General features: G+C 46.2%; 14 protein-coding genes and 1 CRISPR repeat array. Of the genes, 11 read left to right on the top strand and 3 right to left on the bottom strand.

Going from position 1 to position 15,437, the window contains the following annotated elements; all coding sequences use genetic code 11:
• The 5 genes from FBY58_RS08840 to cas2 all read left to right on the top strand — a co-directional run.
• Positions 1-320 (top strand): type I-C CRISPR-associated protein Cas8c/Csd1 (locus FBY58_RS08840; RefSeq protein WP_185738205.1); only part of this gene is annotated, 320 nt, incomplete at its 5' end.
• A gap of 5 nt (positions 321-325) precedes the next feature.
• The gene (gene cas7c / locus FBY58_RS08845; RefSeq protein ID WP_141920689.1) at positions 326-1,276 is read left to right on the top strand and encodes a type I-C CRISPR-associated protein Cas7/Csd2; all 951 of its coding nucleotides are present in this window, start codon (positions 326-328) and stop codon (positions 1,274-1,276) included.
• A gap of 3 nt (positions 1,277-1,279) precedes the next feature.
• A complete protein-coding gene (gene cas4 / locus FBY58_RS08850) occupies positions 1,280-1,951 on the top strand; it encodes a CRISPR-associated protein Cas4 (RefSeq protein WP_141920690.1) in 672 nt (223 codons plus the stop codon).
• Entirely contained in the window at positions 1,948-2,982 is a 1,035-nt protein-coding gene (gene cas1c, locus FBY58_RS08855; RefSeq protein ID WP_141920691.1) for a type I-C CRISPR-associated endonuclease Cas1c, read from the top strand. Before cas4 ends, cas1c begins: the two co-directional genes overlap by 4 nt.
• 9 nt (positions 2,983-2,991) lie before the next feature.
• The gene (cas2, locus tag FBY58_RS08860; RefSeq protein ID WP_013945605.1) at positions 2,992-3,282 is read left to right on the top strand and encodes a CRISPR-associated endonuclease Cas2; all 291 of its coding nucleotides are present in this window, start codon (positions 2,992-2,994) and stop codon (positions 3,280-3,282) included.
• Positions 3,283-3,492: 210 nt separating this feature from the next.
• Positions 3,493-4,379: direct repeats of the CRISPR family, unit length 32 nt; unit sequence GTCGCCTCCTTCGCGGAGGCGTGGATTGAAAC.
• 171 nt (positions 4,380-4,550) lie between these two features.
• Here the strand turns inward: cas2 and FBY58_RS09580 are convergent.
• Positions 4,551-4,727, bottom strand: a complete 177-nt coding sequence (locus FBY58_RS09580; RefSeq protein ID WP_260432187.1) for a transposase — start codon at positions 4,725-4,727, stop codon at positions 4,551-4,553.
• Positions 4,728-5,127: 400 nt separating this feature from the next.
• Between FBY58_RS09580 and FBY58_RS08870 the strand changes: the two genes are divergently transcribed.
• From FBY58_RS08870 to FBY58_RS09590, 6 genes are all read left to right on the top strand, one after another.
• Complete coding sequence (locus tag FBY58_RS08870) at positions 5,128-5,778, top strand: AAA family ATPase (protein WP_141920692.1); 651 nt, start codon at positions 5,128-5,130, stop codon at positions 5,776-5,778.
• 29 nt (positions 5,779-5,807) lie between these two features.
• Entirely contained in the window at positions 5,808-6,068 is a 261-nt protein-coding gene (locus FBY58_RS08875; RefSeq protein WP_141920693.1) for a ribbon-helix-helix protein, CopG family, read from the top strand.
• A gap of 634 nt (positions 6,069-6,702) precedes the next feature.
• On the top strand, positions 6,703-6,984 hold the full coding sequence (locus tag FBY58_RS08880; protein WP_141920694.1) for a type II toxin-antitoxin system RelB/DinJ family antitoxin: 282 nt from the start codon (positions 6,703-6,705) through the stop codon (positions 6,982-6,984).
• Positions 6,977-7,246 carry a type II toxin-antitoxin system YafQ family toxin gene (locus FBY58_RS08885; RefSeq protein ID WP_141920695.1) on the top strand — a complete coding sequence of 90 codons (270 nt, stop codon included), beginning with the start codon at positions 6,977-6,979 and terminating at the stop codon, positions 7,244-7,246. The genes FBY58_RS08880 and FBY58_RS08885 overlap by 8 nt, the downstream gene beginning before the upstream one ends.
• A gap of 907 nt (positions 7,247-8,153) precedes the next feature.
• Positions 8,154-8,354, top strand: a complete 201-nt coding sequence (locus FBY58_RS09585; protein WP_260432188.1) for a hypothetical protein — start codon at positions 8,154-8,156, stop codon at positions 8,352-8,354.
• Positions 8,318-8,716, top strand: coding sequence for an IS5 family transposase (locus FBY58_RS09590; protein ID WP_260432189.1), 399 nt, complete (start codon positions 8,318-8,320; stop codon positions 8,714-8,716). The genes FBY58_RS09585 and FBY58_RS09590 overlap by 37 nt, the downstream gene beginning before the upstream one ends.
• Before the next feature lie 86 nt (positions 8,717-8,802).
• Here the strand turns inward: FBY58_RS09590 and FBY58_RS08895 are convergent, their stop codons facing one another.
• A complete protein-coding gene (locus tag FBY58_RS08895) occupies positions 8,803-15,273 on the bottom strand; it encodes an autotransporter domain-containing protein (RefSeq protein ID WP_141920696.1) in 6,471 nt (2,156 codons plus the stop codon).
• On the bottom strand, positions 15,257-15,437 hold a 181-nt coding region (locus FBY58_RS09355), incomplete at its 5' end, for a hypothetical protein (protein ID WP_185738206.1). The genes FBY58_RS08895 and FBY58_RS09355, both read right to left, overlap by 17 nt.

Consider the following 15,437-nt stretch of genomic DNA (forward strand, 5'->3'; position numbering starts at 1 on the left):
CAGCCGCGCTAGGCAGCAAGGTGAATGCAACGATTAAGGATAAATTCTACGGATCTGCCTCAGCCCAGCCCCGAAAGGTGTTTCCCGTTTTAGACAAGGGTTCTGCAAATCATCTTTCTAAAATTGGTAAAGAGAAACCTGGATTCCGCATTGTACTAGAAAAGACAGTTGCCTCTATCATGGAGAAAATGCGGCCAGATGCGGATCCATTCCCGACATCATTAGCAGCTCAAGATCAAGCGCTTTTTGGTCTTGGTTACTACCACCAGCGTAGTGAATTTTTCAAAAAGGCGAACAATACCGCCATCTCAGAAGAGTAAGAAATATGACTGTAATAACTAATCGTTATGATTTTGCCCTTGTTTTTGATGTAGTGAACGGCAATCCGAATGGTGACCCTGATGCGGGTAATTTGCCGCGCGTTGATCCTGAAACTAACCGCGGGCTGGTTACTGATGTAAGCTTGAAACGCAAAATACGAAACTATGTCGATCTTGCTCGTCATGCAGAGGAAGGCTTTCATATTTACGTTGAGGAAGGCGCCATCCTCAATAATAAAAATAGGGAAGCCTATACAGCCATTCGGGGCGATGATCTGAAAAGTGGTAAAGGTGGAAAGTTAAATCCTGAAAATGATGGTGAAGCAAAAAAATTAACCGACTTCATGTGCCGCAATTTTTTTGATGTGCGGTGTTTCGGTGCCGTTATGGCTACGGGTGTAAATTGCGGTCAGGTGAAGGGACCAGTGCAAATGAGTTTTGCACGTTCAGTGGAACCCATTTTGCCTCTGGAAATCACAATTACCCGTATGGCTGCAACAAATGAAGCTGAGAAGAAAAAGGGAGCCGAAGGCGACGATTCAAATAGTCGGTCTGATAATCGGACTATGGGACGGAAGTATATAGTGCCTTATGGTCTGTATGTTGCGCATGGTTTTATTTCTGCTAAATTTGCTGAACGCACTGGCTTTTCAGAACAAGACCTCCAGCTTTTATTTGACGCACTCAAAAATATGTTTGAACATGATCGCTCAGCCGCCCGGGGTGAAATGGCGACGCGAAAGCTAATTGTTTTTAAACATGAAAACGCGCTTGGTAATGCCCCAGCTCATATTTTATTCGATCGAATAAAAATTGGGCGCAATATAGATAATCAAATCCATCCAATTGACAGCCGTTTGGATAATTTGCTACCTGCGCGCGCCTTTTCCGACTATATTGTGGATATCGATCGCGAGAATTTTCCTGCAGGGGTCGAAATCCTCGAACTTATTTGATCAATGGTTAATGATACTTCCAAAATATCTGAAACTGACGGAGAGCCTATTCCGCTCTCCGCCTTGCAGCACGCTGTGTATTGTCTCCGTCAGGCCGCTTTAATTCATCTTGAGCGTGTCTGGGCAGACAACCGCTTTACTGCAGAAGGTCATGTTCTTCATGCTGTCGCCGACAAAATAGGGCACAGGAAGGTTCGTGGTATCCGTCGGGTTATGGCGTTGCCAATTATATCAAAAAAGCTGAATATTTTGGGTGTGGCCGATATAGTAGAGTTTTTGCCGGACACTACCGGAGAGACAGCTTTTCCTCTTGAATACAAACGCGGTAAACCTAAGCTACATAGGGCCGATGAGGTTCAGCTTTGTGCTCAGGCCCTTTGTCTTGAGGAGATGACAGGTCGTCTTGTGCCAGAAGGTGCGTTATTTTACGCACAGACAAAACGCCGTGTCATTGTGCCTTTTGATGATGATCTGCGTAATCTAACAGAAGCAACCATTATTGCGTTGCGTAACATTTTGTTATCTGGAAAAACGCCTCCACCCACAATTCGACAAGAACGATGTAAAGCGTGCTCTCTTGTTGAAATATGTCATCCGAAGATTGTGGCACGGCCAGTACGCATCTGGCGTGCTCATATGGTTGACTGCATGACATCCTCTGGTGATGACATATGAAAAAACTGCTTAATACCATGTATGTAACGACCGAAGGCGCAAATCTTCGGAAAGATGGTGAAAATATTGTAGCAGAAATAGATGGAACAGAACGTAGTCGCGTTCCGTTGCACATGGTTTCTTCTGTTGTCGTATTTGGTGCTATTTTCGTGACTCCGCCTTTAATGGCTGCGCTGGCTTCTGCTGGTATTACACTGACTTTTCTAGATCGAAATGGTCGGTTTCAAGCGCGATTGGAAGGGCCTATTTCCGGAAATGTCCTTCTTCGACGCGCACAATACCGTGTATCTGATCAGTCTAAAGAGATCGTGAGATCTTTTCTTATCGGTAAAATATTTAACCAACGCGCTGTATTACGACGCGCATTGAGAGATTATGGATCTGATTACAGCCCTCAAGAGCGTGACAGGTTAGAAACTGTTACTGATCGCCTTGGCTATATAATACGTCGAGTTGAGTATTCTGATAGCACAATCGACTTATTAAGAGGTTCGGAAGGTGAAGCTGCTGCGCTTTACTTCTCTGTTTTCGATTATCTTATCCGATCTCCAGACACGACCATGCGGTGGACAGGGCGGTCGCGTCGACCACCTCGGGATCGAGTCAATGCAATTTTATCTTTTCTTTATACTCTCTTGACACATGATTGCCGTTCAGCTCTTGAAAGTATAGGTCTTGATCCAGCGGTCGGATTCTTGCATCGGGATCGTCCCGGTCGTCCCAGTCTTGCGCTTGATCTCATGGAGGAATTACGACCGGTTTTAGCAGATCGTTTAGCTTTATCTTTAATTAATAGACGGCAATTACGCTCTAAAGACTTTATATTGCAAGACGGCGGAGCTGTGCTAATGACGGATGATTGTCGCCGTACAGTTTTAATAGCTTGGCAAGAGCGAAAACGGGCGGAAAAACAACACGTTTTCTTGGATGAAAAGGTTCCTTTTGGATTGGTTCCTTATATACAAGCACAAATGCTGGCACGGCATATTCGTGGTGATATTGATGCCTATCCGCCTTGGTTCTGGAAATAGGAAATTATTGTGTTGGTTCTGGTAACTTACGATGTCAGCACGACGGAAGGGAACGGGGCAAAACGTCTTCGTGCAGTCGCAAAAGCTTGTCGTGATTTCGGACAGCGTGTACAGTTTTCTGTATTTGAAATTGAGGTAGACCCTGCTCAATGGGTAAAACTTAAGGCGCGACTAGAAGATATTATCTTACCAACAGTGGATAGTCTCCGCTACTATTATTTAGGGGCTCACTGGCAAAAACGGATAGAACATGTTGGGGCAAAGTCTGCGACGGATTTAAATGCCCCGCTCATCATCTAGTCTATCTTCTATTCCTGATACAATTTTTCTTTGGTGCGAACCACAAGCGTGCTGCACGACTCGCGGAGGTTCGCATCCAGCTTTGTTATTGAAATTACGCAACAATTTTGTACCCAAAAGAATACTGTTACCTTAAAGGATTTTATTATCTCCCTCTTCGCATATTTACCCTTTTAATTTTAATCTTTTCTGTGCTTTACAATAGGGGCGGTCGCCTCCTTCGCGGAGGCGTGGATTGAAACTAATGATATGAACTTATTACATCCGCCAATTGGGTCGCCTCCTTCGCGGAGGCGTGGATTGAAACAATCTTGTGGATGCTGTAACGAAAAGGTGTAATGTCGCCTCCTTCGCGGAGGCGTGGATTGAAACTGCTTTATTCATCATCGTTACCTAACCAAACTTTGTCGCCTCCTTCGCGGAGGCGTGGATTGAAACGGAATGTTATCAATAAAACCAGAAATAAATTCCCGTCGCCTCCTTCGCGGAGGCGTGGATTGAAACTGTCCGTTAAAGCAAACCTCATCCATGTCATCTTGTCGCCTCCTTCGCGGAGGCGTGGATTGAAACTGCTAAAATATCTAACGCCGCCGCCTTGGGGCGAGGTCGCCTCCTTCGCGGAGGCGTGGATTGAAACCGCGCTCTGATTGTGCTGATCTTGTCGGCCAGTCGTCGCCTCCTTCGCGGAGGCGTGGATTGAAACTTGCCCATCAACAAAACATATCCGGAAGCCCTAAGTCGCCTCCTTCGCGGAGGCGTGGATTGAAACAAAGTAAGGCTGATGAGGCGCGGCCTGACCTTGGGTCGCCTCCTTCGCGGAGGCGTGGATTGAAACCTTGCTGGCTGGAATAATCGCACGGAAGGATTGTCGCCTCCTTCGCGGAGGCGTGGATTGAAACAGGTCAAGGTCGGCATGACCGTCGGCGTGCTGAGTCGCCTCCTTCGCGGAGGCGTGGATTGAAACATCTAAAGAGCCGCCCTTTTGGATTTGAGGATTAGTCGCCTCCTTCGCGGAGGCGTGGATTGAAACCGGCAAAAAGATCATCTGATACAAAGCCATATAATGTCGCCTCCTTTGCGGAGGCGTGGATTGAAACCTGCACACCGTTTAGAAAGTTTACGGGGTTACAAGTCGTCTCCTTCTTGCGCCAGCTGCTTGACTGTGTGTTCGAATAATCATGCTATCTATCATATGTTGCCAGTCATCCGTCAGGCCAAGGTCAACGAGGGTTTCAAGAAAAGCATCCTAGATCCCCTGTTCCGCCCACCTACGAAACCGAACATAGACAGAATTCGTTTCGCCACGGGCAGCCTGTTCGAATTACATAAAGCATACCATTGAGAAACAACCGATTACTTTTTGCGGGACGCGCGCAGCGGCCTCGTTCGCTTGGAAGAAGGCCCTCTATTATCTTCCACTCCGCGTCCGTCAGATCTCCTCGCATCTAGGATATCCTACGAAAATTTGATCTCAATTTATCTCTGAAAATGTTAAATTATACCCTCTGTCAACAGAACCTAGGGATAATAATTCTGGAGCTTTTATCGTTGCAGCTTATCCCATGGTGCTATCGTTTGCATGGTTTTTTACAGTCGGTTATTAGGCTGTGGTTGTATATCAAGATGTGTTAAGAAATCTGTATACGCTTTTGGATACAATTTGATGTTGCTTAAATATAGTTTTTTATAATGCCAATGTTATTACACTTTTTGGTATTTTTACGAACCTTATATAATATTCTTTTAATGTATTTTGAATATTCAAAATGCTATAAAATAGCCTTGATTGAATGATATTTTGAACATATAAAATATGTGTTTTGAATATTCATTATAGGTTGTTTTGTGATTATTTCTATTGCAAATACGAAAGGCGGTGTTGGTAAGACAACACTTGCCGTGCAGATAGCTATAGCTAGAGCATTAGCTGGTCGAGATGTCTGGCTTATCGATGGCGATCGTCAAGGTACGGCTGCGGCTGCCATAGCGGCTCGTGCAGAAGCGCAAAAGCTTCCGGGTATCGCCTGTGCGCAATATGCTGATGGAGCACAACTTAGGGCACAGGTTCAGCAACAGGCGCACAAATGGGAAGACATTATTATCGATGTCGGAGGCAGGGATTCAACAGCCTTGAGAGCTTCGCTAATCTTGGCAGATACGCTTCTTGTTCCCTTTGCTCCTCGTTCTTATGATGTCTGGGCTCTAGATGATATGGCAGGCTTGGTTGATGAAGCACGCAGCATCCGTGATGGGTTGCGTTCATTAGCTGTCATGAACCAAGCTGACCCTGGCGCTAACTCAAGTGATAATGCTGACGCTGAAGCCGCTTTGGCTGATCTTCCACAATTTACCTATCTGCCAACACCTATTCGTCGTCGGAAAGCTTTTAGCAATGCTGGAGGCGCAGGCTTATCTGTTGTTGAAAGTTTACCGCGAGATCAAAAAGCTATCGCTGAACTGAGTATATTGGTTAATAGTATTTTTAATGGTGAATGAATATTCAAATAATATTGGAATAATGTCAAATGGCTATTCATAAAAAAATAAAATTTGATCAATCTCAAGAGGATGCCACAGCCGCTTTTTTGACGGCTGCACCGGATGCGAAACTGGAGGGTAATAAGTCGAAGACTTATGAAAAAGGGATTGCTAAAGGTCACAAAAGGCAGGTGAGCATCACTATTGCTCCAGAACTTTTGCGGAAAGTTGATGAACGCGCTGAAGCTATGGGAATGGGACGATCAGCGCTTATAAGTATGGCATTGTATGGTATATTGAAAGAATGACATAATAATATTATTTGAATATTCATTAAGTGTAATTTGAATATGAAATACGTCGTTTTTTTGTATTCTAAGATGCCGCTCTAACAACTTAAAATACGCCATTAGAAACTAGAAAAGTTAGGCTATCCTACTACGGGTTAACCCATCTGGGCAGATTGGGCGCTGATATGCTTGACGCGCCCATCTTACAGCTAACAAGAAGTCGCAATCTTTTTGCCACTGTTATCAAGCAATAAAAACCGATGCGTTATTTGTATCGCTTGAGCCAGATGGCTCATACCCGCCCGAAGCGCCGTTCAATATTTGCGGGAAGTACTGTGTGACCGCCTCTTGGCCAGTTCGGGCTACCCGTCTGACTTTGCTGGCGATAGCAGGCGTTGTTTGTTCATTGGGGCTATTTCAACAGCAATGTTGTCGGGCTTAATAATTTCAATTCGTCCAGCCACATAACGTTACGACATTTTAAGCTTGCCCGTATCAGGCCACCAATATCGCATTGGGATGCAATCTTATAAAAAGTCTTAACCCCATTTAGGTGGCAGGAAAAATGATGTTAATCATTTGTATATTGCGTATATTTTGCGTATATATTATTTACAATAATACGTCATATGTAAAGTATTTTAGGTGAAATATGGCAGCAACAAACTTCAATCTTAGACTTGATAAAGCTTTGCGAGATCGAGCGTTTCCAGTGTTTGAGCGTTATGGCTTGAGCGCAGCGCAGGCATTTAAGCTATTTCTGAATCAGGTAGCTGAAACAAAGACAATTCCGCTGTCTTTCGACTACGCAAAAGACGAGCCAAACGCAATTACGCAAAAAGCTATGCTGGAAGCGTTACGCCGTACTGATTTTTCTGAAGCCCTTTCGCCTGCCGAAACCTTGAAGGTATTACAAGAGAACCTTGATGCGTAAGGTCGTTTTGGAAAGGCAGTTTAAAAAAGATGCAAAAAAGAACTTTTTAGAATTGGTTACTCCTGGATGGGCAGAGATTTTGAATTGCCTTTGTCAGGATCTAAAATTACCAGAAAAATATAAAGATCATGCGCTTTCAGGGAACTGGTTGGGTTTTAGGGACTGTCACGTTAAGCCTGATTTGGTACTGATCTATATGAAAAATGGGGATGAATATGTGCAACTGATACGATTGGGAAGTCATTCAGAACTATTCGGATAAACCATCGAAAATTTTGAAGCTCAACATTTGAGCCTGTTTGGTTTCACTGAAATGTTAATCCATTGGCCAAAATTTTTTTAGGGCTTAGGCTTCGAATATCTTTTGTCTCAGAAAACCACTCATAGCGCATTTATAAGCTGTCTGTGCATCCGTAAATGGGTGATCTCACTTTAAAGTTAAGATCGATGCTTCGATTTTTGGCGACTTTGATAACGTCATCAGCCAAGCAATCTTGCTCTCCAATTTTGCTAAAAACGGCCAATTTGCTTAAATGAGCTATATTGAGATGAAATGAGATGAGGGTATCCAGCTTGTCTTTAGCTATATGCCGCTTTATAAGGCTAAATATAGGACTTTCAGGATATGTTTGAGCCAATACGAGTGAGCAAAAATAGAGGGGCAAAAAAAGCCCGTAGTTTGGATGGCATCGAACGCAAGGGGTCTGAAAAAACATTATTGAAATAATGTTGCCGAACTTAATTAGACTCATTATTCCACATTAATGTTTTAATATTTCAATGACGATGTTGCATATATCAGCCCTAATACTGCCCAGATCCCGTTAAATATAATCAGATAAACTTCAGACAAAGACGGGGTTCTGTGTATGCTAGGTTCTGTTGACAAAGGATATAATTTAAGATTTTCAGCGATAAATTGAGGACAAGTTTTTGTAGGGTAGGCAGGATGCGAGGAGATCTGACGGACGCGGAGTGGAAGATAATAGAGGGTCTTCTTCCAAGCGAACGAGGCCGCAGCGCCCGTCCCGCAAAAAGTAATCGGTTGTTTCTCGACGGTATGCTTTATTTGTGTCCTCTGAACAGGTTATCCATAGAAAGATATCCATGAACGCTATAGGCAATGGAATTCGGTTTATGTTCGGTTTCGTAGGTGGGCGGAACAGGGTGTGTGGGACGCTCTTCTTGAAACCCTCGTTGACCTTGGACTGACGGATGACTGGCACCACATGATAGATAGCACGATCATTCGCGCTCACAGCCAAGCAGCTGGCGCAAAAGGGGGACGTATAAGGAAGGTTTTGGTCGAAGCCGCGGAGGCTTTACGAGCAAGATCCACGCCCGTTCTGATGGTCAAGGCCGCCCTCTAGCTTTCGAACTGACAGGGGGTGAGGTCTCTGATTATTCTGGCGCGGATAGCTTGATAGATATTCCTGTCACAACACCCTGCTGTTTTCTCGCTGATAAAGGATATGATAGCGATAAGTTACGCGAAAAACTGCTTTTTCGAGGCATCCTTCCTGTTATCCCGCCTCGCTCCAATCGAAAAGAGTCTATTTTTTACAATGTACAGCACTACAAAAATCGTAATCGTATTGAAAGGATGTTCAATAGGTTGAAGCAGTTCAGACGTATCGCCACAGGCTATGACAAAACCAGAAAATCTTTCCTCGCCTTCCTTCATATCGCCGCTGTAAAATTATGGTTACCTTCCTTTGTCAACAGAACCTAGAAAGCCGCACGCAAGGCTGAGGATAAAACTTCTTGTCAGTCTAAGATTTGCTATGAATATAACAGAAAATTATTTGTGATTCTGAGTTAAAATATCCAAGAAAAAGTTCCTCTTAGTCCGTTACTAAGATAGTGGTCACCATATTGGCCTATATAAGATATTCCACCCGTAATTCGCTTACCTGCTTTAACTTTAAAGCCAGCATTAACCAAAGCAGAATTTTCCGACAACGGTACGCCAGCGACAGAGAAGTCGTTACCGCCAGCTATAAAGCGTTGAGTAACGGTAGGATCGACATCGCCAAAAGCATGGCGATAAGCCACTGTTATATTAGGAATCCATGCCGTATCTCCTTTCTGGAGAGTTGCAGCCGCCCGCAAACCAAATGTGGTATAGGTAAGTCCTGTATCTATGGCTTTACCATGCAACGCCGCTTCGCCACCATGTTCATGGTAACTATCGGTATGAAGATTAACATAGGCTACATTAGCAAAAGGTTCCAATGAGGCATTGCCTACGTCAAAACGGTAGCCAAGATCACCAAAAACCTGTGCTGTATCACCGTTATAATGGCCGTTTAATTGATTGCTGAACTGGCCAATCGTGGCCGTGCGATTGGTAGATAATATATTCCATGTATAAGAGGCGCCCATTCGGAAACCAAGATTCCCCCAAGATGTGCCACCATAGGCACCTGCTGTCAGGTTGTTACTATGGCCTGTTGAACTGCGGTTTGGAATATTGAAGGACGAATATCCATAACCGAATAATCCACCGATATGCCATTTACTCCGTCCTATGGGCGTATCTGCGCCCAAAACAAATCCGCCCGTAGAGTGGTTCATAGTGGCGACGTTATCATTTCCACTATTTCTTCCCCACGAACCATAACTCTGCATCCATAACGCAGGAGCAGCCCCTTCGCATGCACCTTCAGCCTCACGTTTTTTCTTTATATCGCAAGTCTTTTTTGTATCTGCATCGGTACCGATACCACAATCGGATGCACGTAATCGTTCAACTGTAATGTCTCTGATATAAAAGCTGTCTTGAAATAAAGATGTGCGAGCAGATGCATGAATTTCACCGGATAAAGTGTTAAAAGCCTGACGAGCTTGGTCACCTGTCATCAAAGACCCGACGACATTTTTAATAACACTATTACTGGCCAAGCTATCTAGCCCGCCTGCCACTGCTATCTGGTTACTTGTTTTGCCTTCTTCAACAAATAGGTGATCCTGCTTGACCTCAAGATAGACATTATTGGCATCATACGTTGTACCCAAACCATAAAATGCCGAAAGAGCCGTATCACCTGTCAGTGTATAATTGCCAGAAACGCCGCCTTTTGTTGTCAAGACGCGATATTTCGTCTCAAGCGTATAATTCCCCGGACTTGCCTTGGAAACCGACAAGATAGCACCGTCTGATAGGGAGGCTTTCCCGTTAATAGACAAAACATCGGAGGTATTCGTGCCAGGAAGAACCTGAACAGCATAAGTTGCTCCTGCATCTTGCTGATAATTACCGGAAACATTCAATGTTCCGATAATGTTGCCTGCGGGTCTGATTATGGATCCTGCCTTTGCTGTTATACCACCGACAGTTCCTGTACCTGACAAGATGGTTCCAGGTTGGGATGTAACAGAAGATGAGGCCAAAGATCCATTGACGGCGAGTTCCCCTTGATTGAGAAATGTCGAACCAGACAAGCTATTATTGCTGTTAATGGTTAGGATCCCAGCCCCTGTTTTGGTTAATGTGCCAGTCCCATTTATGCTATTGTCAAAAGTGGCGTTGGATGGCTGAGCAATGATTAAAGCGCTATAGTTATTGATAGCCCCAGTTCCGAAACTATGTGCTGATCCGACTAGCCGCCCCGATGTAATGGTCGTGCCGCCACTATAGCTATTATGATCGCCTAATGTAGTCGTGCTGATACCGATCTGTTTAAACTGACCGCTGCTTGAAATCAGCATTGGCATTGTCACGGCATGGCTGTTATTCACAGAAAGAGTGCCATGATTGATAATATCTTGAGTATTATTGATCGTTCCTGATGTCTCACCATTACCTAATTGTAAGGTAGCATTTTCAGCGATCGTTGTTTGTCCAGTATAGCTATTGGCACCGACGAGGGTTTCTGTTCCGCCCAGAATATTGAGACTGCCTTGTCCGGTCATGCTGCCGCTATAGGTATCTTTAGCGTTATGAAGATTGAGGGCACCGTCAAGATTACCATTGGCACTTCCTGCGAGTGAACCAAGGTCAGAGGCAGCGGATGTAACTTCAAAGCTTCCGCCATTGGCAGCAAGGGTGCCGGCAACTGCATTGCCATCAAGGGTCAAGCTACCATCATTGTTGGTGACATCGCCCGCGACATTATTACCGTTACCAAGGGTCATCGTGCCACTATTGGTCGCAGAAGCAAGACTGCCTCCGACAGCAGAGAATGTGGCGTTAGATGCATTGGTAACAGTACCGGCTGTCGAATTGTTGAGAGAGGTTGTTCCTGCCGTATTGTTGATATCATGCAGGGCTGCATTTTGAGCGTTAAGAGTTCCGGTATTAGAAGTTATCCCTCCAACGGTTCCGCCATTAACATTGGTTGTTCCTGCGTTGACGAGATCCCCAGCGACAGCACCTGGCAGATTGAGGGTAGCATTTAGAGCGACAGTGGTTTGGCCAGTATAGGTGTTGGCACCGGCGAGGGTTTCGGTGCCGCCCAGAATATTGAGGCTGCCTTGTCCCGATATAGTACCGCTATAGGTATCTTTAGCATTATGAAGATTGAGGGCACCGTCAAGATTACCATTGGCACTTCCTGCGAGTGAACCGATGTCAGAGGCAGCGGATGTAACTTCAAAGCTTCCGCCATTGGCAGCAAGGGTGCCGGCGACTGCATTGCCATCAAGGGTCAAGCTACCATCATTGTTGGTGACATCGCCCGCGACATTATTACCGTTACCAAGGGTCATCGTGCCACTATTGGTCGCAGAAGCAAGACTGCCTCCGACAGCAGAGAATGTGGCGTTAGATGCATTGGTAACAGTACCGGCTGTCGAATTGTTGAGAGAGGTTGTTCCTGCCGTATTGTTGATGTCATGCAGGGTAGCATTTAGAGCGTTAAGAGTTCCGGTATTAGAAGTTATCCCTCCAACAGTTCCGCCATTAACATTGGTTGTTCCTGCATTGACGAGATCCCCAGCGACAGCACCTGGCAGATTGAGGGTAGCATTTTGAGCGACAGTGGTTTGGCCAGTATAGGTGTTGGTTCCTGAGAGGGTTTCGGTGCCGCCCAGAATATTGAGGCTGCCTTGTCCCGATATAGTACCGCTATAGGTATCTTTAGCATTATGAAGATTGAGGGCACCGTCAAGATTACCATTGGCGGTTCCCGCAAGTGAGCCAAGGTCAGAGGCAGCGGATGTAACCTCAAAGCTTCCGCCATTGGCAGCAAGGGTGCCGGCAACTGCATTGCCATCAAGGGTCAAGCTACCATCATTGTTGGTGACATCGCCCGCGACATTATTACCGTTACCAAGGGTCATCGTGCCACTATTGGTCGCAGAAGCAAGACTGCCTCCGACAGCAGAGAATGTGGCGTTAGATGCATTGGTAACAGTACCGGCTGTCGAATTGTTGAGAGAGGTTGTTCCTGCCGTATTGTTGATGTCATGCAGGGTAGCATTTAGAGCGTTAAGAGTTCCGGTATTAGAAGTTATCCCTCCAACAGTTCCGCCATTAACATTGGTTGTTCCTGCATTGACGAGATCCCCAGCGACAGCACCTGGCAGATTGAGGGTAGCATTTAGAGCGACAGTGGTTTGGCCGGTATAGGTGTTGGTTCCTGAGAGGGTTTCTGTTCCGCCCAGAATATTGAGACTGCCTTGTCCCGACATAGCACCGCTATAGGTATCTTTAGCATTATGAAGATTGAGGGCACCGTCAAGATTACCATTGGCGGTTCCCGCAAGTGAACCAAGGTCAGAGGCAGCGGATGTAACTTCAAAGCTTCCGCCATTGGCAGCAAGGGTGCCGGCAACTGCATTGCCATCAAGGGTCAAGCTACCATCATTGTTGGTGACATCGCCCGCGACATTATTACCGTTACCAAGGGTCATCGTGCCACTATTGGTCGCAGAAGCAAGACTGCCTCCGACAGCAGAGAATGTGGCGTTAGATGCATTGGTAACAGTACCGGCTGTCGAATTGTTGAGAGAGGTTGTTCCTGCCGTATTGTTGATATCATGCAGGGCTGCATTTTGAGCGTTAAGAGTTCCGGTATTAGAAGTTATCCCTCCAACGGTTCCGCCATTAACATTGGTTGTTCCTGCGTTGACGAGATCCCCAGCGACAGCACCTGGCAGATTGAGGGTAGCATTTAGAGCGACAGTGGTTTGGCCAGTATAGGTGTTGGTTCCTGAGAGGGTTTCGGTGCCGCCCAGAATATTGAGGCTGCCTTGTCCCGATATAGTACCGCTATAGGTATCTTTAGCATTATGAAGATTGAGGGCACCGTCAAGATTACCATTGGCACTTCCTGCGAGTGAACCGATGTCAGAGGCAGCGGATGTAACTTCAAAGCTTCCGCCATTGGCAGCAAGGGTGCCGGCGACTGCATTGCCATCAAGGGTCAAGCTACCATCATTGTTGGTGACATCGCCCGCGACATTATTACCGTTACCAAGGGTCATCGTGCCACTATTGGTCGCAGAAGCAAGACTGCCTCCGACAGCAGAGAATGTGGCGTTAGATGCATTGGTAACAGTACCGGCTGTCGAATTGTTGAGAGAGGTTGTTCCTGCCGTATTGTTGATGTCATGCAGGGTAGCATTTAGAGCGTTAAGAGTTCCGGTATTAGAAGTTATCCCTCCAACGGTTCCGCCATTAACATTGGTTGTTCCTGCATTGACGAGATCCCCAGCGACAGCACCTGGCAGATTGAGGGTAGCATTTAGAGCGACAGTGGTTTGGCCGGTATAGGTGTTGGTTCCTGAGAGGGTTTCTGTTCCGCCCAGAATATTGAGACTGCCTTGTCCCGACATAGCACCGCTATAGGTATCTTTAGCATTATGAAGATTGAGGGCACCGTCAAGATTACCATTGGCACTTCCTGCGAGTGAACCGATGTCAGAGGCAGCGGATGTAACTTCAAAGCTTCCGCCATTGGCAGCAAGGGTGCCGGCGACTGCATTGCCATCAAGGGTCAAGCTACCATCATTGTTGGTGACATCGCCCGCGACATTATTACCGTTACCAAGGGTCATCGTGCCACTATTGGTCGCAGAAGCAAGACTGCCTCCGACAGCAGAGAATGTGGCGTTAGATGCATTGGTAACAGTACCGGCTGTCGAATTGTTGAGAGAGGTTGTTCCTGCCGTATTGTTGATGTCATGCAGGGTAGCATTTAGAGCGTTAAGAGTTCCGGTATTAGAAGTTATCCCTCCAACAGTTCCGCCATTAACATTGGTTGTTCCTGCATTGACGAGATCCCCAGCGACAGCACCTGGCAGATTGAGGGTAGCATTTAGAGCGACAGTGGTTTGGCCGGTATAGGTGTTGGTTCCTGAGAGGGTTTCTGTTCCGCCCAGAATATTGAGACTGCCTTGTCCCGACATAGCACCGCTATAGGTATCTTTAGCATTATGAAGATTGAGGGCACCGTCAAGATTACCATTGGCGGTTCCCGCAAGTGAACCAAGGTCAGAGGCAGCGGATGTAACTTCAAAGCTTCCGCCATTGGCAGCAAGGGTGCCGGCAACTGCATTGCCATCAAGGGTCAAGCTACCATCATTGTTGGTGACATCGCCCGCGACATTATTACCGTTACCAAGGGTCATCGTGCCACTATTGGTCGCAGAAGCAAGACTGCCTCCGACAGCAGAGAATGTGGCGTTAGATGCATTGGTAACAGTACCGGCTGTCGAATTGTTGAGAGAGGTTGTTCCTGCCGTATTGTTGATATCATGCAGGGCTGCATTTTGAGCGTTAAGAGTTCCGGTATTAGAAGTTATCCCTCCAACGGTTCCGCCATTAACATTGGTTGTTCCTGCATTGACGAGATCCCCAGCGACAGCACCTGGCAGATTGAGGGTAGCATTTAGAGCGACAGTGGTTTGGCCGGTATAGGTGTTGGTTCCTGAGAGGGTTTCTGTTCCGCCCAGAATATTGAGACTGCCTTGTCCCGACATAGCACCGCTATAGGTATCTTTAGCGTTATGAAGATTGAGGGCACCGTCAAGATTACCATTGGCACTTCCTGCGAGTGAACCAAGGTCAGAGGCAGCGGATGTAACTTCAAAGCTTCCGCCATTGGCAGCAAGGGTGCCGGCGACTGCATTGCCATCAAGGGTCAAGCTACCATCATTGTTGGTGACATCGCCCGCGACATTATTACCGTTACCAAGGGTCATCGTGCCACTATTGGTCGCAGAAGCAAGACTGCCTCCGACAGCAGAGAATGTGGCGTTAGATGCATTGGTAACAGTACCGGCTGTCGAATTGTTGAGAGAGGTTGTTCCTGCCGTATTGTTGATATCATGCAGGGCTAGCATTTAGAGCGTTAAGAGTTCCGGTATTAGAAGTTATCCCTCCAACGGTTCCGCCATTAACATTGGTTGTTCCTGCATTGACGAGATCCCCAGCGACAGCACCTGGCAGATTGAGGGTAGCATTTAGAGCGACAGTGGTTTGGCCGGTATAGGTGTTGGTCCTGAGA

The sequence above is a fragment of the Zymomonas mobilis genome, from assembly GCF_006715975.1.
GTDB classification, from domain to species: Bacteria; Pseudomonadota; Alphaproteobacteria; order Sphingomonadales; family Sphingomonadaceae; genus Zymomonas; species Zymomonas mobilis_B.

What these genes read in the sequence shown, in the direction of transcription:
- cas7c (WP_141920689.1), top strand. Translation starts at nt 326, where the DNA reads ATGACTGTAATAACTAATCGTTATGATTTTGCCCTTGTTTTTGATGTA.
- cas4 (WP_141920690.1), top strand. Translation starts at nt 1,280, where the DNA reads ATGGTTAATGATACTTCCAAAATATCTGAAACTGACGGAGAGCCTATT.
- cas1c (WP_141920691.1), top strand. Translation starts at nt 1,948, where the DNA reads ATGAAAAAACTGCTTAATACCATGTATGTAACGACCGAAGGCGCAAAT.
- FBY58_RS09580 (WP_260432187.1), bottom strand. Translation starts at nt 4,727, where the DNA reads ATGCGAGGAGATCTGACGGACGCGGAGTGGAAGATAATAGAGGGCCTT.
- FBY58_RS08875 (WP_141920693.1), top strand. Translation starts at nt 5,808, where the DNA reads ATGGCTATTCATAAAAAAATAAAATTTGATCAATCTCAAGAGGATGCC.
- FBY58_RS08880 (WP_141920694.1), top strand. Translation starts at nt 6,703, where the DNA reads ATGGCAGCAACAAACTTCAATCTTAGACTTGATAAAGCTTTGCGAGAT.
- FBY58_RS08885 (WP_141920695.1), top strand. Translation starts at nt 6,977, where the DNA reads ATGCGTAAGGTCGTTTTGGAAAGGCAGTTTAAAAAAGATGCAAAAAAG.
- FBY58_RS08895 (WP_141920696.1), bottom strand. Translation starts at nt 15,273, where the DNA reads ATGCTAGCCCTGCATGATATCAACAATACGGCAGGAACAACCTCTCTC.